This window comes from Bacillus sp. MUM 13, assembly GCF_001866725.1.
Taxonomy (GTDB): domain Bacteria; phylum Bacillota; class Bacilli; order Bacillales; family DSM-1321; genus Peribacillus.
Window position 1 is genome coordinate 1 of record NZ_MLYQ01000034.1, and the last position, 19,602, is coordinate 19,602.

At 38.6% G+C, this 19,602-nt stretch carries 15 protein-coding genes and 2 pseudogenes; 4 read left to right on the forward strand and 13 right to left on the reverse strand.

Features of this window, described 5'->3' with window-relative positions; all coding sequences use genetic code 11:
- Positions 1-536: 536 nt before the first annotated feature.
- The 3 genes from BIV59_RS10445 to BIV59_RS10455 form a co-directional block, all read right to left on the reverse strand.
- Positions 537-1,838: an MFS transporter gene (locus BIV59_RS10445; RefSeq protein WP_071351425.1), complete on the reverse strand. Its 1,302-nt coding sequence runs from the start codon at positions 1,836-1,838 to the stop codon at positions 537-539.
- Positions 1,839-1,886: 48 nt separating this feature from the next.
- A complete protein-coding gene (locus BIV59_RS10450) occupies positions 1,887-2,756 on the reverse strand; it encodes an N-acyl homoserine lactonase family protein (protein ID WP_071351426.1) in 870 nt (289 codons plus the stop codon).
- Positions 2,757-2,845: 89 nt separating this feature from the next.
- The gene (locus tag BIV59_RS10455; protein WP_071351427.1) at positions 2,846-3,316 is read right to left on the reverse strand and encodes a hypothetical protein; all 471 of its coding nucleotides are present in this window, start codon (positions 3,314-3,316) and stop codon (positions 2,846-2,848) included.
- A 560-nt stretch (positions 3,317-3,876) separates the two neighbouring features.
- Between BIV59_RS10455 and hisD the strand changes: the two genes are divergently transcribed.
- From hisD to BIV59_RS24405, 3 genes are all read left to right on the forward strand, one after another.
- The gene (gene hisD, locus BIV59_RS10460) at positions 3,877-5,169 is read left to right on the forward strand and encodes a histidinol dehydrogenase (protein ID WP_071351428.1); all 1,293 of its coding nucleotides are present in this window, start codon (positions 3,877-3,879) and stop codon (positions 5,167-5,169) included.
- A gap of 358 nt (positions 5,170-5,527) precedes the next feature.
- Positions 5,528-6,526, forward strand: coding sequence for a LacI family DNA-binding transcriptional regulator (locus BIV59_RS10465; RefSeq protein WP_240501883.1), 999 nt, complete (start codon positions 5,528-5,530; stop codon positions 6,524-6,526).
- A 688-nt stretch (positions 6,527-7,214) separates the two neighbouring features.
- Entirely contained in the window at positions 7,215-7,286 is a 72-nt protein-coding gene (locus tag BIV59_RS24405; protein WP_083392120.1) for an excalibur calcium-binding domain-containing protein, read from the forward strand.
- A 1,164-nt stretch (positions 7,287-8,450) separates the two neighbouring features.
- Here the strand turns inward: BIV59_RS24405 and BIV59_RS10475 are convergent.
- From BIV59_RS10475 to BIV59_RS10490, 4 genes are all read right to left on the reverse strand, one after another.
- Positions 8,451-8,909, reverse strand: coding sequence for a 2-keto-4-pentenoate hydratase (locus BIV59_RS10475; RefSeq protein WP_071351430.1), 459 nt, complete (start codon positions 8,907-8,909; stop codon positions 8,451-8,453).
- A gap of 494 nt (positions 8,910-9,403) precedes the next feature.
- Complete coding sequence (locus BIV59_RS10480) at positions 9,404-10,024, reverse strand: RraA family protein (RefSeq protein WP_071351431.1); 621 nt, start codon at positions 10,022-10,024, stop codon at positions 9,404-9,406.
- Positions 10,025-10,031: 7 nt separating this feature from the next.
- The gene (locus BIV59_RS10485; protein ID WP_071351432.1) at positions 10,032-10,685 is read right to left on the reverse strand and encodes an RraA family protein; all 654 of its coding nucleotides are present in this window, start codon (positions 10,683-10,685) and stop codon (positions 10,032-10,034) included.
- Positions 10,686-10,706: 21 nt separating this feature from the next.
- Positions 10,707-12,008, reverse strand: a complete 1,302-nt coding sequence (locus BIV59_RS10490) for an MFS transporter (RefSeq protein WP_071351433.1) — start codon at positions 12,006-12,008, stop codon at positions 10,707-10,709.
- 133 nt (positions 12,009-12,141) lie between these two features.
- Between BIV59_RS10490 and BIV59_RS10495 the strand changes: the two genes are divergently transcribed.
- Positions 12,142-13,032, forward strand: coding sequence for a LysR family transcriptional regulator (locus BIV59_RS10495; RefSeq protein WP_071351434.1), 891 nt, complete (start codon positions 12,142-12,144; stop codon positions 13,030-13,032).
- 713 nt (positions 13,033-13,745) lie between these two features.
- Here the strand turns inward: BIV59_RS10495 and BIV59_RS10500 are convergent.
- The 6 genes and pseudogenes from BIV59_RS10500 to BIV59_RS10530 all read right to left on the reverse strand — a co-directional run bounded on the left by BIV59_RS10500 (position 13,746) and on the right by BIV59_RS10530 (position 19,593).
- The gene (locus BIV59_RS10500; RefSeq protein ID WP_240501884.1) at positions 13,746-14,459 is read right to left on the reverse strand and encodes a hydantoinase/oxoprolinase N-terminal domain-containing protein; all 714 of its coding nucleotides are present in this window, start codon (positions 14,457-14,459) and stop codon (positions 13,746-13,748) included.
- A 464-nt stretch (positions 14,460-14,923) separates the two neighbouring features.
- Complete coding sequence (locus BIV59_RS10505; protein ID WP_071351436.1) at positions 14,924-16,228, reverse strand: acetamidase/formamidase family protein; 1,305 nt, start codon at positions 16,226-16,228, stop codon at positions 14,924-14,926.
- Positions 16,229-16,621: 393 nt separating this feature from the next.
- Positions 16,622-16,938, reverse strand: a pseudogene (locus BIV59_RS22790) (nucleoside transporter C-terminal domain-containing protein); the annotation flags it as partial.
- 129 nt (positions 16,939-17,067) lie between these two features.
- Positions 17,068-17,730, reverse strand: a pseudogene (locus BIV59_RS10520) (ISL3 family transposase); the annotation flags it as partial.
- Between the two features lie 187 nt (positions 17,731-17,917).
- Positions 17,918-18,580 carry a methionine ABC transporter permease gene (locus BIV59_RS10525; protein WP_071351440.1) on the reverse strand — a complete coding sequence of 221 codons (663 nt, stop codon included), beginning with the start codon at positions 18,578-18,580 and terminating at the stop codon, positions 17,918-17,920.
- Positions 18,577-19,593, reverse strand: a complete 1,017-nt coding sequence (locus BIV59_RS10530; RefSeq protein WP_071351441.1) for a methionine ABC transporter ATP-binding protein — start codon at positions 19,591-19,593, stop codon at positions 18,577-18,579. The genes BIV59_RS10525 and BIV59_RS10530 overlap by 4 nt, the downstream gene beginning before the upstream one ends.
- Positions 19,594-19,602 lie beyond the last annotated feature (9 nt).

The window sequence follows — 19,602 nt, forward strand, 5'->3', positions numbered from 1 at the left end:
GCTTCAACAAGCAACACGTACGCCAAGTGCTGATTCTCCTAAATTGATTCAGTCCTTCCCAATGGCTCTAGATACCATTGGTACTATGATCTGCTGACTTCTGACTGTTCAGCTATTTATCACTAAATAGGTTACCGAGTGTGCCCGGCTTAACAGTCAGACCTCCCTGGGGAAGAATACAATCTTTCCCTCCATCTATCTGCTTCATTTACTTTGTATCGCCTTCGGCAGAAAGGACTTTGTTTTGTTTTGCAAACTCGTCCAGCGATACCCAGCCTCATATGAAGTTCGTGTTCCTCAGACCGGAGGTTTGCCGCTCGCTTCCTTCAGATTCCACGTCACCATGGACACCCTTGCGTTAAGCTAACTGCTACTTCTGCCTTCACAGTTCGGGACTCCCACCCTATAGATTGCACCCATGCCAGGCGCACAAAATGACTCTAATGGGTTAACAACCATTAGAGTCAGTCCCTACCTATTGTTTTTTTGATTATTTTTGAATGATTTAGGTCTAATATGATAAGGTACTTTATTTGTTATACGATAATATCCTCAAGCTCTTGTCCTGGCGCAATTTTAGGAGTGCCTAAACTGCAAATAAATGCTATCCAACTCGCTATACCCAGCCAAATAAATGTCGATATTTCAACCCCTATAGTTTTCACCATTAATTCCGAAGTAATGCCCGCAAGTAAAAGGGCACCCCAGTTTGCAAAAGACATTAAAGATGAGCCGGTGGCCCGCGTTCTTGTAGGAAAACTCTCCATCATATAAGGGATATAAACGCCCATATGCCCCACAGTAAAGAAGTAGTACGCAGACCACCAAAAGGCCATTTGATGTGGTGTATTTGTAAAAAAGGCAAAGCATGTGCCAGCGATACCGCCTAGCAATAACCAAATTTGGGCAATTTGTTTACGTCCATATATATTCCCCAAAAATGCTGCTAATAAGAAACCAAGTGCTCCTATTGCTGTTCCCCAAGCATTAATAACCCAGGTATCAGAAAGCTTGAAGCCATGTGCAGCTGCGATGCTAGGTAAAAAGAAGGCAACTGCATAAAGCCCGTAATTGTATATGAATTGCCACAGCCATAACAGTAGAGTCCTGTTGCGTAAATCGGAATTAAGCAGCTGGCGGTAAGTGAATTGGCTTATTTTTTCATTTGGAGCATGTTTCCTCTTATTTTCTCTCTCTTTTTTAACTTCAACAAAACGATCACTCTCTTTTACCCATATTCTAGATAATAATATGAGAGCAACTGGGAGAAGTCCAACCCAGAAAACACCGCGCCATCCCCAAGCAGGTACGAATATAGTAACAATAATAGATGTCAAAAAGTAACCAACAGGCCATCCAACTTGTGCTACACCTGTCCACCATCCTCTCGATTCTTTCGGTGTGCCTTCTGTTACCATGACTTGTCCGATCATCCATTCTGAAGCATTTCCTGCCATGGTCATGCAACGAGCAATAAGGAGTACGATAAAACCACCTGAAACCGCACTAAGCGCACTTCCAATCGCTGTAAAGGCAATTGTCCACTGAAAAATCACCTTTCTACCAATATAATCAGCGAGAGGACCGGATATGAGTGTAGCTAAGCATCCTGCAATGGCCATTACCGTTATGATGGAACTAATCATTCCATCGGATAAGTGTAGATCCTTTTGTATGAGTGGGTATACGCTACTAAAAAAAGAGTTATCCATGTTAACCATTGTCCAGCCAAGAAAAGAAGATAAAGTTACCATTAAGCCGTTTTGACCAAGTGAAAAGTTCTTTTTCCAGGAAGAATTCATTAAGTTTTCACTTGGCTTTAATTTAGGTTGCACCATATAGTATATAGTCCACCTTTCCAAATAGGTTATTTATTAAATATAAAATTACTTGACTTTGGAAACCTCCCCATCGCCAAGAACAATTTCAACTATATGTAAATCATCTTTAGTAATGCGAGAAGGGAACCGCTCTACAAGACGTTCCTCATGCACAGGAATAATACGTTTAGCTTCCCTATTCACCAAGTTCATCATTTTATCTGTTGCGAAGAGTAGGTTTGTTTGGCTGCCTGAGGCTAGACCTACAGGGAGATATTTACCGTCTCCATTTCTTCCTTCAATATTTTCAAAAACATATACTAAATCACCTGCTAAGATCCAAGCGTTTTCTTCACTATTATTTTGTTTAACACGAATAAATTGTGAACCAAATGTATGGGAGTCATAAGCAGTAAACAAATCAATTCCAGGTAAAACATTTTCAATGTCTCCATCTACTAATACTAGTCTTCCTTCTTTGGCAAGCTTTGCGGCACGAATAATATCACCTGGATCCAGTGCTCCAGTAAGAAATTCAAACTGGCTAGGTAAAGACATAGCCCACAACCACTTGGAAATCTCTCGCTCTTGTACGTAAAATTTTGCATTAGGGAAGTCTTCAATATTTCCAAAGTGGTCAAAATGAGCGTGTGTTACAAGAACAGTATCAACTTCTTCCGGTGATATTCCCACTTCCGCTAAAACCTCTTTCGGGCTATGCCAGTTGATGACACCAAAACGCTTAGCAAGTTCCTCCCCGTATTCCTTATAATTAAATCCAACATCGACAAGTGCGGTATGTCCATTTCCTTTTATCAGGGCGTAGCAGTACGGAAGTTTAAGATATCCTTCATTATGGGCTCCGTAGATAACACCGCCAACATGATAGTCAGGTACATATGCATATTCTAATACCCAAATAGAATAGTTGTTCATAGCGATCTTTCTCCTTTTTATAGAATATACTTAATAGAATATAAGATTTCATAAAGTGAATAACTTCCAGGAAAAAATTCACCTTACATTCAATGATGATGCCCACATGCACAACTAGCGTCTAAAGATATCATGTTCAGGCCATTTGAGAAACCAGAAGTACTTTTCAAAGCTGTATATGCTTTTTCTAGAAGAATGAGACTACTATCATCCTTTGAGTTAAAGTCTCTTTTAATTTGGTAGAATTGCTGCAAACAATGAGCCGCTAATTGTAAAGCGTGAAAATGGCTCCTTGCAATGGGAGGGACCTTCAAATTCCCTAACTCTTCGAGCGTTTCTTCTAATAAGGGTTTCCCAAATTCATAAGCAGCAACTGTTTCTGCTTTAAGTAATTTCTGACTTTGAAAGAGAATCATAAACCCACTTAACCGCTGAATAATCTGTCTTAAATTTTGAAAAGTTTTTTTTGCTTCAGCAAAGTAATGAATAGCTTCTTCATGTGCACTAGAATTAATGGGCTCTTGTAAAAGAGTCATGAAGGTTTCATTCGGAGAATACATTTTTACTATTTCCCTCCTTCATTTTTAAAATATATTAAACTATACAATCTGACTCTCTTCAAATGAATACGTATGCAAATACAAATATATTTAAAATCATCTGGATGTGGTTTATATAACATCGCAACATCGCATTCATTTGATTTAAACATAGCAAAATATTCCCTGACCTCCTCTCAAATTATTAATAACCATGAATACGCTTTCAACGAATATTAAAATACTTTTCTGACTTTGTCAAATATTCTTTCAAAAGGTACCCGGGTCCCTTCCCTCATAAGCAATTTTATTATGCAGGTTTCATTTCAGAGGAATTTAAAAATATATTGAGTTTAAAAGAATTCAATCGTATTTTTCAGGATTGGCCCATCCGAGATATGTAAAGGACGAAGACATGAAATGCTTGACAAATTTAATTTATTGGGTCATCATATTACTCGTGAATGCGGTTTCATTTTTCTGTATTTTACATTTTGTATTGATATAATGTAACCGATACTAACAACTTTCATTTTCTTATTTACTTTTGCATACGTATTCAAAAACTAGGAGGAAATTAAATGGCAAAATATTTGAAAAATGGTAAAAGTCACGCTGATATAGCAAAGGCAGATGCACAAGTACGGGAAACGGTACAAAAAATACTAGAAGATGTGCAAGAACGTGGAGATACATCGGTACGAGAACTATCCGCCAAATTTGATAAATGGTCTCCGGAAAGTTTCCGCCTAACCCAAGAACAAATTGATTCTATTATTGCAAGTGTTCCGGAACGAGATATTGAAGATATTAAATTTGCGCAAGCAAACATACGACGTTTTGCAGAAGCACAAAAATCAACCTTGCAAGATCTTGAAATTGAAACATTGCCTGGAGTAATTTTGGGGCATAGAAACATTCCAGTAAACAGTGTTGGCTGCTACATTCCTGGTGGACGTTATCCAATGTTAGCATCAGCGCATATGAGTGTGTTGACTGCGAAAGTAGCTGGTGTAAAGCGTGTAATCGCATGCACCCCACCAATTAATGGAGAAATACCAGCCCATACAATTACAGCAATGGCATTAGCGGGTGCGGATGAAATCTACCTTTTAGGTGGCGTTCAAGCCATGGCTGCAATGGCTCTTGGAACTGAATCAATCAATTCTGTTGATATGATAGTTGGACCAGGGAATGCTTTTGTTGCGGAAGCAAAACGTCAACTATTCGGTAAAGTGGGGATTGACCTTTTAGCAGGCCCAACAGAAATCCTTGTTATTGCTGATGAAACTGCAGATGCCGAAATGGTGGCAACTGACCTTTTAGGACAAGCGGAGCATGGACCAACTTCTCCTTGTGCATTAATAACTACATCTGAAAAATTAGCCCAAGATACATTAGTGGAAATTGAACGGCAATTGCAACACCTTCCAACCGGTGAAGTAGCAAAAATTGCGTGGGAAGAGCACGGTGTCATCATTTTAGTAGATAGTTTAGAAGAAGCAGTAGTAGAGGGTGATAAATTAGCTTTCGAACACGTTGAAATTTTGACAGAAGACCCAGAATACTTCCGTCAAAATCTAACAAACTACGGTGCTTTATTCCTAGGAAAAGAAACAAACGTTGCCTACGGCGATAAAGTAATTGGTACAAATCATACGCTTCCAACAAAAGGGGCAGCACGCTATACAGGTGGTCTGTGGGTTGGAAAGTTTATAAAAACTTGCACCTATCAAAAAGTAGCACCAGAAGCAACTGCCATGATTGGAGAATATTGCGCACGGCTCTGTGAACTTGAAAACTTTGCTGGCCATGCCGAACAGGCGAGATTACGTGTTCGCCGATATGAAAAGGTTGGATCTTTTAAGGAGTAAAAACTATTTAAGTGATATTTATTAAGTTGCTAAGACTGTTAATTTAATTAACACTAGAATTGATGGGTATCAAAATGGCTAGACAAGATTTTCTAAGGGGCTTCCTTGGCATGAATACGGTAATGAACCGTGTTCATGCCTTTAAGGGTGGAGAAAAGAGTTATCTTCTTCGTTTAAGCGAACATCAGGATTTTCTATATTAAACTACAATTTTCCATATCTCTATGGAAGCGTAGTTCTATCATCAGTAATAATGAAATGAACGTAAAAGGAATTGTTCAGAAACAATAGCCCATCTAGACCATAATGGAAATCCCGTGATATAATCATAAAAAAATGTGCATGGAGGAAAAGTCTCTTGCAAAGGAATGTTACTGCATCCGACATTGCCAAACATCTAGGAATGTCACAGTCCACTGTATCCAGAGTATTCACACCGGGTGCGAGTGTAGCCGAAGGAACCAAGAGGAAAGTACTTCTGGCAGCAAGTGAATTGGGTTATCGCCCGAATGCAATAGCTAGAAGCTTAATAACCAAAAAAAGTAATATCATTGGGATTGTGATGGGAGATATTAATAATCCTTTTTATCCTGAAGTTCTTAGCAAGTTCTCAAAAGAACTTAAAAGGAAAGGTTATCATGTATTATTTGTCAACGCAGAGAATGACAAGCTTAGCGGTGATGAAGCGAACCAGTTTTTAGAATACAATGTTGAAGGTGTTATTGTCACAGATGCCCTTTTGACTACAAGCGTAGAAAGCTACTTTAAGGATAACAATATCCCGATTGTTATGTTTAATCGTTACAAACCTAATTCTTTTTTCCCTGCAGTATTCTGCGACAATATAGATGGCGGTTATCAAATTGGAAAATATCTAATTGACAGAGGCCACCGTAGCATAGCGTTTATATCCGGAACCCATAATACTTCCACCAGTAAGGACCGGGAAAAAGGCTTTCGAAATGCTCTCTTAGAAAGTGGATTCAATTTAATTACGGATGACGGTGATTACACTTATGAAGGCGGATATCAGGCTGCTCTTCGACTTCTCAACTGTATGAATCGTCCGGATGCTATTTTTTGTGCTAACGATATTATGGCACTTGGAGCAATAGATGCAGCAAAGGAGATTGGCTTACGTATACCAGAAGATGTTTCATTTGTCGGTTTTGATGATATCAGTTTAGCCGCATGGTCTGGTTATTCATTAACAACGTGGAAACAGCCTGTAAATAGCATGATTGAAGAATCTGTTAAAATGTTATTAGATTTGATTGACCACAAAGAATTAGATATACCAGTTTACAAAGCTATTAAAGGGTGCCTATTAGAAAGAAAATCAGTTGCACAACACTAAAACCAGCTCTCCCGCCAAGAGGTCTGGTTTTTTATTATTCAGACAGCAATTGCATTTTAACTTTAAATTTTCAAGATGATCTATTACTATACCACTCTCCAAAGTAAGGAGAACAATCTAGTACCCCCTCTTCTTAATGAGGCTTAGCTATTAGTTCTTAAGCTATTTCTTACAATTTTTTAAATGGCCGTATTCGGATTTAATTTAATAATTCGTGATTCTACATCTTTCCTACCATAAATTTTCAGAACCGAATGCTAATTGTTCGCTTAATTGAAATACTGGATTATAAAGGTTCAAAAATGGATTATTGGCCAATACGCTCAGAAGGAGAAATGAGAGTGTTCCATGAACTAGCCTGGTATAGTATAAAAAAGCTCCGTATTCAAAGCAGATAAGATTATTTAACCCATCAGGCCTGTCTAAATTTACCCATAAGGGAGGGGTTATTTAGAAAAAAGTAGTATCTTTAATAGCTGCTGCAGCCATTTTTACCAGTGGCATTGTTACCATCGTACCGAAGCAGGCAGATACAACACCAAGCATGTATAAAAGCTGCAAATCGTTTAACAGTCATTATCCTAAGGGTGTTGCAAAATCCGCCCATACGAAAAATAAAGTGATTAGCCGAAAAACGAAAAGAGTATCGTATAAGACAATGTCTAAGGGCACCAAAGTTTCATAAACAATCTACAAAAATGCTATTAAATACAATAATGATTTAGATCGTGACAAAGATGGGATAGCTTGTGAAAGATAGCCAATCATTTATAATTTTTTAAAATTGAAAGCGTGCAAAGCATCTATTGAGGCTTTGCACGCTTTTTATTAATCATCAAATAACTGATGAGCATTTTCAAAAATGAATACTCGGATCATGTCTTCGCTCCAAAATATTTAATTCATGTAATTTGAATGTAAACTCAAAAATCCAGCTTTTACTTTTTATCGGTGTTTTGAAAGACGTATTACCATGTCTTTTTTAAGGCTGTTAATCATTCGCTCAGCCAGTTTCCAAATAAAAGAATCGGTGATAAAAGTAGGATAGTATCCCATTCTTTCTCGTATTAGGTTCTCTAAAACAAAACATTTCCGTGTCATTTTTTCATATTCGAGAAACGTATATTGTTCCCCTTCCCTATATTCAAGAGCACCTTGTTTTATAGCCTGAACAAAAATGTATCTCTGCTTATAGAGATTCGCTCGTTCTTTTCTGGCTAATTTCAATAGTAATACAAGCTCGATTATAGAAAAGCGCATAATTTTCCTGGTACTTTTAGATAAATCTTGTACAGTGGGCTGTAATTCAGGAAGAAAATCCTTACGTTTCCCCTTTTCCTGAATATCCTCACTTGGTATTCACAGTTCACAGAAATCACAATAGTAAGAGGAGAGCAAATGATTTATCCCGCTTCCGCAGTAAGGACATGTTTTCATACTCCTTCACCTACCTTTTATCAAATTCATCTTCTCTAAAACGGGCTGTTTTTACGTATTATATTCCTTTATTATAGAACGTATGTTCCTAAAAGGGAAGCGGAGAATGTCTCCCTATTACTATCTGAAGTTCATATTTACAACCAGAAATTGGTTTATTGGCCGTTACGCTAATTTAATAGAGGGTGGATTGTGATTGTTACATTAACTAACCTACTATAATATAAAAATGCCCTCTTTTCAGAGAGCAGCAAGTAGATAAGATTATTCAACCCTTAAGGCCTTTCCAATGCATATTGTGTAGTTTCTACATTCTTTAATTTGCTGAATTATACTGCCAAGTTGCATACTTAACTTGATACCGCGTCACCTTTCACCAAGGTATCATAAACAGGTGTCAACTAGGTTCGTAACTTCTAAATGAATATTCGTTAGGTATCTTTTAAACTACAGCATTAAAGGATACCTTAACCAAGTCCATCAAATTTCACTGATACATAGTCCCCTGCTTAAACAATACCGCCTCGGTTATTGCTCCAGAGAGTACAATTTCTCCCGCACGTAGCTTTTGTCCCTTCCTATGCAGCATTTCAGCAAGCATGGCAATTGAGGAAGCAGGATGACTAAGAACTGCACTGCTTGTGCCATAGTTATTCGCCTTACCGTTAAACGATATTGTCACTCCTACTGAATCTACTTCAATTTCAGTTGGAATTGTGATACGTTCACCAAATACGACTCTGGAGGCAGATGTATTGTCAGCTATCACGTCTGGAAGGGTGAACTTAAAATCCTTATATCTGCTGTCAATGATTTCAAGCGCTGGGGCAATATATTGAGTTGCCTGTAAGACATCATCAATGGATAAGTTACCGTTTATTGTTATCAACAGTTTCAGTTTAATGTTAAACAACCTATCCAAAAGCTGATTATGACGGAAATACATATGGTAAAATATCCATTAAAGATACTTGGAAACTACTCTATTAGTATGTTTTTAAGTATAAATAGGCATATGGATTAGGAGGTTTCAAGCATAGCATACCAACCTGATGCAGAGCTTGAAAAAATTACATGTACAGCTAGTTAACCTACGCTACAAAACTGTAAAAATCACGGACTATGATAACTAACTTCAAGCTACAAATCAATACATTCAATGAACATAAACTAAATGGACAACCATTAACAGATATTGTATTTAAGAGAATTAATACATTAATTGATTGCAAAAGCATTACGATTCTGCAAAAATCCTATGTGACAAACTACTGATCGAACGTGAAGATGGTACAAATTTATCAATCCATTACGTAAAAGAGTAAAAGGAACGGGATTATTAGAATTCTCGTTCCTTTTTTAGCTTATAGCTTGAATGTTATTGTTTAGATAACATTCAGCATCTGACTTCGAGTATTTTCTTTCTTTGAAACTTAATAATTAATTTATGTTATAAATTTCCAACGTGCTTCTACCTCTTTTTATATCTAAAATCACCTGTTGTTCTTTTTCTTCACGTTCCTTCGCTTTTACAATAACTTCTGGGATTAAGGCTTTGGGGATCACAACTACTCCATCATTATCCCCAACCATTAGATCACCAGGATTTATCATGACATCCTTAATATGAATGGGCTGATTTAAAAAGCCTTTTGCATTTTTGTCCTTCACAGTACCACGAATGCTGAATCCTCTTGAGAATATTGGAAAGGGAAGCTCCACTAAACGATCTCTGTCTCGGACACATCCATTAATAATGAGTCCACCTAAACCCCTCTCACTGGCTGCATTGGTCAATATATCTCCCCAGTAGCCATACTCATATTCTAAGCCAACATTTACGACTAAAATATCTCCTGGCTTTGCTTGATAAACGGCACGATGCAGCCAAAGATTATCTCCCGAAGGAGACTCTACCGGGTATGCAAAACCGTACACTTTAAAATGATTGGATACTGGTTTAATCTGTGAGGGCAATGCCCCAATCCTCCCGGCTGCTTCGTGCAGTGTCGAACTTGAGATCTTTTTTAGTTCCGTTAATAAATCTTGTTCTAATACCATGACTCGATCATAGCTCCTTTGTTTGTAATTGATGGTACTTAAATTTTTTGCGTGCTTCATCAAGCCTCATACCATTTTGAATTGCATCAATAATTTGGCTTTCAGCCTGTTCAATATGATCAGCAACTTCCAAAACATCTTCAGCTTTTTCCTGTGGAATAATAAGAACTCCATCGCTATCGCCGAAAATGATATCTCCAGGATTCACCCTAATATTTGAAATGGTAACTGGTACATTTACGGCTTCTAGTTGTACACGGTCCTTTCCTGTCCGCATATAAGAATCACGACTAAAGACGGGATAATCAAGCTGCAAAATATGGCCAGTATCTCTGCACACTCCATCAATGACGGTTCCACCAATTTTTTTCATAGATGACACTGTGGTAAGAATGTCTCCCCAAACCGTACAATCCAAACGTCCAGCATTATCGATCACAATCACTTTACCTGGTTCCACATCATCAATATAATCCCCAACTGTTCCTTTTGAAGAAATTCCCGTTGCTTCATATTTAAGCGTGAAGGCATGACCAAGCACATGAAAACTACGATCAAGGGGCTTAATCCCCAGACAAGCACCTTCTATTCCAAGTCGATCCAAAGCATCAGAAACGGTAGGGGTAGTAAATTTTGCAAAACGGTTTAACATGTCAGACATTTTTGGTTTTCCTCCAGATGTTTATTCTTGACTCGCCAATGGTTTGTTAGAATTAACAGCAAGATATCCAATTATCCCAAGAGTGGTAATGAATGCATTCACTAAGATAACAGCATTCCAACCATAAGATTTTGCAATAATTGGGGCAACCGTTGGTACGATACTAGCAGCAATAAATCCCCACATATTCATCCATCCACCTACCGTTGAGGTGAATTTTTGACCAATATCTGTAGAAATAGACCACGCCAAGGTTTGTGAAAATCCTGCCATACCAAGTGCTAAACTGATCCATAAAATATTTCCAAGAGCTGTAGCTGCAGTAGTACTTAATACTAATGATACTCCCGAAATGGCAAGTGTAATGGCACATACAAGATTCCTAGCTTTATAGCGGGTGAGACCTTTTTTTAATAACGCATCACTAACTACCCCCGCTGCAAATACGGAAATGGTAATAGCAATCCATGGAATACTTGTGTAAAAGCCCATTGATTTAAATGTAAGCCCTCTTTCGGCTTGAAGATAATATGGCAGCCAATAGACAAAGAATTGAACAACCCATAAAGTGGATAAGTATCCCAAGGCAATAGCCCAGAAGGAACGCTGCTTTAGGAAGACTTTCCATTGAGATTTTAGTTTTTCCTTTGAATCACTTTTAAAATTGTTTTCTTGAATATACTGAAGCTCGTTTTCACTCACCCATGAATGTTCATCAGGGCGGTTACGTAAAAATTTATAAGTTAAAACGGCACTAAGAATACCTAAAATTCCAATAATGACAAATGGGGATTGCCAACCAAGTAAACTTACAATGGCTACAATGATTGGAGGACCAACAATGTTGGAGAAAAAAGCTCCGCCATTCATTAAAGAATTGGCACGGCCTCTCTCATGCTTTGGAAACCAGTTTGCAAAAAAGTGGTTCCCAGCAGGGAATAATGGTGCCTCTCCAAATCCAAAGAAGAATCGAACGAATACGAGGGCCGTTAAGGACCCTGCAAAACCAGTTAACATCGTGAAAACGGACCATAACAATAATGAAATTGTTAACATGATCCGAGACCCCTTCTTTTCAACAAGGATTGATCCAGGTATTTGAAAAATGAAGTAGCCAACAGAAAAGGCAGTCGTTAATAGACCAAATTGAATGGGTGAAATATGAAATACCTTCATAATAGGTGTTGCGGATACTGAAAATACGGCACGATCTAAATAAGCAATTAAGCATAACCAAAGAACTAGGCTCCCTCCAAGCCAACGGACATTTTTATAACTGGATGGCCGACTGGAAGTTTGCACTTGTAATGGTTGTTCACGCATTATCTCAATCCCCTAGTATAATATTTGTTTGTAAACGTTTACAAAATTTATTGTAATATTCTTTAAATTTATTGTAAAATGAATAATATCATTATAAAATATAGAATATTTCGATATTTAGGAGCTGTAATTAATGAATAATCAGTGGATTGAGACATTTTTAGCCATTGCTCAAATCAAAAACTTGAGCAAAACAGCTGAGTATCTTAATATTACACAATCAACCACAAGTCATCGTCTAAAGCTATTAGAAGAAGAACTAGGATACAAATTAATTGAACGGAATAAGGGAATACGTGAAACAAATTTAACGGAAGCTGGACAAAGATTTATTCCCCTAGCAGAACGCTGGCTCTCACTTTCAAAAGACATGGTCCTTTTTCAGCAAAATGAACCAAGACAATCGATTATTATTGGTGCGGTGACGAGTGTTAACACAACGGTACTTGCACCTTTCTATCAAATCGTAACGGGACATAACCCTTCGTTTGATTTAAAAGTTCGAACCCTTCATTCTGCCGAATTATATGATCTTGTTGAACATAAAGAGATTGATATTGGCTTTACGCTTTTAGAACGGCATACTCTAAATGTAAATGTCCGCCCTTTTTTCTCAGAACAGATGGTTGTTATACGAAAGGGGAATTCTGACACAATAGAAACAATTCAGCCATCTCAATTGAAAGCTGAAAATGAGTTATTTATTAATTGGAATCCTACGTATTTCAATTGGCATAATAAATGGTGGAACTCGGCTGTCTCCTCTATTCACCTTGATACCGCCCAATTAATACGATCCCTAATGATTCATGAACAGCAATGGGCCATTGTCCCATTTACGATTGGCCGATCAATTCAAACCAAAGGCAACTATAAGATTCAATACATAGCCGATCCTCCACCGGTAAGAATTTGCTTTCTGATCATACATAAACAAACAAAATCAAGTGTGGATCAATGTATGGAGCTTCTTAACCAATACGCCCAGCAAACCATGGATACCTATGGGATTCATTGGTTTTAGTAAAGTAATATTAAACAACAATGTTAAAAAAGGCGATACCTTTAAATATGCATAGGTATCGTCTTTTTTAAAGACCATTTGCTTATGGTAAGGTTCTCCCCTCCTAACTCACTGGGAAAGCACCTTCTAAAAAATTGAAGACGGCGAAGGAGGACCTTATGCCTCCTTTCGATTTTTTGTCGTACGTATTATTTATTACCATTTCGACATTATTCATCATATCCCTGCTTACACCCAAAATTATCTTATTTCACTAAACTCCCTCAATAAACAAACATTTATCTCTTAATTACGCAGTTTTTCACCATATTGCTATCTAACTTGTTTTACTTTGAAGATTTGATTAGAGAGAAAAGAAAACAATCAAGCAGTTTACGAAGAAAATGAGCGCAAGAAACTAGCCAACCTTCGGTTAATTTCAAAAAGTTGGATAAATAGTTATGTACGCACCAATGGATATCCACATCTCTTACGGGGGTCTACCCTCCCAAGTCTCACAGAGTCTAAGCTCCTACATTCCTTCGTTCAACCATAAGGTGGATGTCGGTCATGCTGCCCCACAGGATCTAAGTCCTTACGTTAGTTGCATTGCCGACTAATCCCATGCTGATTTTGTCCGTTCATCTTTTCAAATTTATTTGTTAATAGTTAGTTTTATAGTGATTAAGCTGCTATTGGTTCTTGGATAAATGCATGCATATGGGGGATGTCCTTCAACATCTTCTCCTCTTGTCGATATCCATGATTCCGCCATTGGATTGTGTAATAAAAGGCTGGGCCACAACCCCTTCTTCCTGAAGGCGATCCTGCAATGTCTCGAAATATCGCTGAACATTGGGCTGAATGTATGAATTGACCGCTGTCATTGCTGCACGCTCGTATTCCCTCATCTGAGGCCACAGTTCGGAAGATGCACTGACTGCAAGTCCTTGTGCCAATTCGCGAATCCGCTCTACGGCCTGCTGTTCGTGAACAGGATTTTTGTAGCTATGTAGAAAGCAGACTACGACACCACCTGCACCGGAAGCTATTACAGAACGAATCGCCTTATCTAGGCTGTTCTGATCCAGAGGGGTATGTACTGAGCCATCGGGAAGCAGTCGCTCTTTAACTGTGAATACCCTCTCCCGCGGAATCAGGGGTTCCGGAAGTCTGGAACTAAAATCGTATGGAATCGGCAAACGCAATCGCTGTAAGGTCAGCAAATCCCTGAATCCTTCGGTAACTAATAAAGAAATCGCTTCGCCACGACGCTGTATTAAAGTATTTAGGCCGATGGTAGTGCCGTGTGCAAAGTAATGCACGTCTCTTGGTTGTATGCCTTTTTCTTTTAACAAAACGAGTCCATTAGCGATCCCCTGTGCCGGATCTGATGGAACGGTTGGTGTTTTTACACCTGTCAGCGTTCCACTCAGTTCATCCAACACCGTTAAAATCGGTGAATGTACCTCCTATGTCAATCCCAAGTCGCCAAGAATTGCTCAAATGGTTACGCCCCCTAATCACTATGTATATTCCTCATAACATACCAATACTATAGGAATTAAAAACAGCGGAGTCAAGAAATTTGCTAATAATTCATTTTATTTAGATATTTCCTTTGAGAAATTGGGATTTCACATGATATGTCGGAATTGATAATTCCAAAGACACCGGATGAGTCCAATGTAACCAATGTTTAGACGCAATTGGCATGGACAGTTCAAGTTTATCCTCCAGTACATTTGTTAATTTTATTTTATTGGAGTAATATTTATCGCAAAGATATTTGTCGAATATTTTGATATTTTTCTTAATAATAAGAAAACACAGAAATAAAAATAGGGTATATCTCTAAAGAAATATACCCCTATCCATTATTCATAGTTCAGACTGTCATGTTACCAATATACTACTCTATTGAGTTGATATATTGATCCCTTACAAGCCCTGTGATACCCATTTTATTTAGATAATCTACCGGGCATAAGAAAGTTATGCTTACTACACCTGGATGTCTACCAATTTCAATAGAACCCGTAATTGTTGCACGATTCATCACTTCAGGAACCGTAATGCCAAGAACCTCTGCGGCTCTGTTTAAACCGTTGTCTGTTGCTTCATTTAGGTTCGCCCCCGTGCCAATAAAGGAGATAGGCAGGGACTCCTCTAACGCTTTGACGCCCCATTGATTGGCTACATTAAGTGCAATTTTCTTCTCCTTTTTTGTAATAGGTTTTGCAAGATATGGAAGGTCTTCTGAAACAGGTAATAAAATTGGCCCACCAATGTTAAGCCCTTTAATGACCTTCACTTGGAAAGTTACAATACCTGCCACATCGGCCGTATGTCCTGCTATTTCACCATCACCTTGCATTGCGTGCATGTCTCCAAGATAAACACCACCCCCCTGCACTTTAACAGGACAAATGAGAACAGCCCCTTCTCGAACCCGGTTAATATCCATATGCCCGTCAGTTCTTTCTTCTAACTGTTCCTTTGTTACCTTGTATTCATGCGGTGCATCCACCAAGGCTTGACCAAAGTCCCCTGCATTGTGTGAGTCAGGAAACGGTCTTGAAGGGGTTGTACCGAATTGTCCCAAAAATGGACGTAACCTTGCAACCGTTCCGATCAAATCATGAGGCGCAAACGTCACAATGGGGTTTTGTACGGATTGTTCCGGTGTTGCCATATATGAACGTCCATCTCTTGCAATTTGTTCGGCTGCCTCTTTGTGCAACGCAACACCTACATTTTTATTAGAATCAAACGCGATGGTATATCCATTTGTAAATACAAACGGGGCTACATCTGTGCCACAATTTGCACAACGAATGGCTTCTTGACCAATTCCTTCAATAATAGTTTCAGGATGCAAAGTACCGCACCTAGGACATTTTCCTGCAACAAATGGATCTCCTAAGAATCTACCTTCTACCGGCATATCATTCCCTGATGAGGTAGCCACTGAAGTGACCCTAATCGACTTAATTTTAATCGCAATAGCGTCTCCTACTTCTGCTCCTTCTACAAAAACAGGCTTGGTTACCTCATGGCCACCACGAATGGAGGGTGTAATCATCGGTCCCCAACATCCAGGAGCGGTATTTGCTACAATATGACCGCCATCCTTTACAGGCCCAAGCATTTTATTATTAGGATCTAAAATACCATTAGTAAACTCGTTGACAAATACTGTTTGTTTCGCTTCCATATCTTTTCCCCCGTTCTGATTGCTCTCTTCTTTTCTTTCGAATTTCCTTGTCACTCTGTCTTTCCAGTCCTCACGTATTCATTGCATACGCTCCGGTCCCCTTAGACTTTCGTTCCTCAAATTTCTCGGCCCTTTTTGTCCTCATTTTCAAACACTCACTTTTAGTAAATATGTTTTTAATATTAGTATATTTAATATAGAGAGCGCTTTCAAATGATTTGTTTACTAATAATGAACATTATGCTTCAGCTAATTTCATTTTAGTTTTATGAAAAGACGAAACATATCCGTTACAGCTCTGGACCCTTTCCAAAAAGAAAAGGCAATTCCCCTTCCTTCTTTAGAAGGAAGGGGAATTGCCATGTCATTTATGCCCTTTATAAGATAAAACTCAATAATAGAAGATAAAACATTTACTAATGTTGCACCATATAAAAGTTTCAATCCAAAGCGTGCGAGACATTTCCTTGTTTTTCATTTAGTCCTTTAACCACACCGGCGATAATCCCTATAGAAGAGAAGTTGGCAAAAGAAACAAGGAATACTGATATAATCCCTACCGTTCTTGAACTCATATGAGCAGCAGATTTACCTAAATCAATCATAGCTACAAATTCATTGGTGACCATTTCAGTCGCCATGATTCCACCTGCTTCGACTGATTCTCCTACTGGAACACCCATAAGAATTGCAAATGGCGAAAAGATATACAGCTGATACAAGGTCTTAGGTTAGTGTCAAGTTTCGCTATATCTTCGCATGGTTTTCGATTCTTGTCGTAAAAACAAGAAATAAAGGTTCTCCGTCAAATGTTGGGGTGATGACTCATGTCGTCACCCTTATCCAATATGCGCACCCAACCTTTTATACCTATGGGTTAATAGAATTTTAGCTAGAAAACGTGTAAAGCTGCGAAAGCCAAAGGCATTCCGTTTCATGACTTTCGTTAAATTGTTGATGCCCTCTAAAAAAACGTTTGAGTAATTATAGCTAAAGCTGTTCAGTATCTCGGTTTGCCAATTCCTTAGTGTTTGGTCGGCTCTTGAGAATTCAGGTATCTTTGACTGATCAATCGCCTCGTAAAAGCGATATAAGGCCTCTTTGGTTTTGGAAATCTTTTCTTCCCCATTCTGTTTCGCGCCCTCAAACCAGCGACAAAAAAGCCCTTTCAGTTCATAGGCTTTCTTTAGCTCAGGGGACAGGTTTAAATACCTCTCGAGATACCACTTGTTATCTACTGTTAGCTTCTCTGACTTCTTGTAGAAGACATGGCGTATTTTCTTGCACTTCTTCCTGTCATATTCATGCCATTCAGATTGAACCCTTTTTCTGACTTTGTCCATCGCCCAGTAGATATACCGGACGAAGTGAAGCCGGTCTGCGACAATGACAGGTTTTCCAAGTGCCTCTTGAACAGCTGCCTTGAATGTGGAGCTCATATCCATGACGACCACCTGCACCCTGGCCCCGTACTTTCTCAGGTACTGCTTGATTTTTTTTTGGATTTAAATTGTGCGGGAACCCCAACATTTATTATAGAACCTTTTATAATAATGATTTTTTTTCAGATAAATTTAACGGCCTTTCCTCAGTTGAATAACGAGAAAAGGCCGTAGCTTAAGCTTAATATACTTTTTTTCAATGTCTACTTGACAGGGTTATGTAAACATTTCTACTACTTTTTTATCATTAATCTTTTCTCAGTTTGTGTGCGAGTAAGTTACCGAGTGATTGAATGCCTTGAACCATGATAATTAAGATAATGATGGTGGTATACATCACATCAGGCTGGAATCGTAGATGTCCGAACTGATAGGCGATATCACCGAGTCCTCCGGCACCGACTAAGCCAGCCATTGCTGTTGCTCCGATTAAGCCAATGGTTGCAATTGTTAAACCGAGCACGATGGAGGCTCTTGCTTCACGAACAATCACATACCAAATGATTTTAGATGTTGAAATACCCATAGATTGATAGGCCTCGACAACCCCTTTATCTACTTCAAGCAGTGCGGACTCCATTAGTCTGGCAATATAGGGTGCTGTATAGACAACAAGCGGTACAATCACCCCTTGCACACCTATCGTAGTATGCATAATGAATTTGGTAAAAGGTAAAATGAAAAATAGCAGAATTATAAATGGGATGGAACGAATGATATTTATCACCGTATTTAAAATCGCATAGCCCACTTTACTTTCTGCTTCTCCGCCTTTTCTTGTTAGTACAAGAAGGATTCCAAGCGGAAGTCCTAGGAGAATGGCAATGACGAGAGAAATGGAAGTCATTTTAAGAGTGTCCAGAACCGCCTGCCAAATCGTGTCGCCCCATTCGTTAAGAAATGAACTCATCTATTATTCACCTCTTCTACGATGATATGCTGATCTCTTAAGTAGGCAATTGCCTTTTCGTTTTCTTCTGGTTCACCTTTAAGATGGACCAGAAGGTTGCCAACTGATTGATCCTTTAATTCATCAATTCCGCCAGCGATAATACTCGGTAGGATATTGAATTTTTTAGTAATGGTTGCTAAGAAGGGATCTTTTGATGATTCACCTAGAAAAGTAAGGGCAACTAATTTTCCTGTTTTACCCATTTCCAGTTTGGCATGTTCAGGGACATGGTAAATCGATTTATTCCTTACGAAGCTTTTTGTTCTTGGATGTTGGGGCTTCGTAAAGATATCGACGACCTTACCTTGTTCCACCACTTCTCCCGCTTCCATTACAGCAACACGGTCACAAATTCGTTGAATAACCTCTAATTCATGGGTGATGAGAAAAATGGTAATGCCCAGTTCTTTATTGATTTTCAATAATAGTTCCAAGATTTGTTCTGTGGTCGTTGGATCCAGGGCACTGGTTGCTTCATCACTAAGAAGAACTTCTGGCTCATGGGCTAAGGCACGTGCGATTGCCACACGTTGCCTTTGACCTCCAGATAATTGATTAGGAAATGCTTGGGCCTTATCTTCTAGACCGACAATTTTTAAATACTTATTTACACGCTGTTCAATTTCATGCGCCGGGACACCTTCTAAACGAAGGGGAATCGCAATATTTTGATAAACGTTAGCCGTCTTTAAGAGATTATAACTTTGAAAAATCATCCCTATTTTTTGACGAACTTTTTGAAGGTCTTTTTTCTTCAAAGTTAAGATGTCCGTGCCATCAATTAAAACCTTTCCGCTGGTGGGTCTTTCAAGTACGTTCACACAGCGGATTAATGTACTCTTTCCGGCACCACTAAATCCGATTACACCGAAAATTTCCCCTTTTTTAATCTCGATCGAAACATCTTTTAATGCTTCAACTTTCTTATTTCCGACTTCAAACGTTTTCGATACATGCTGCAGGCTGATCATATATGGGCT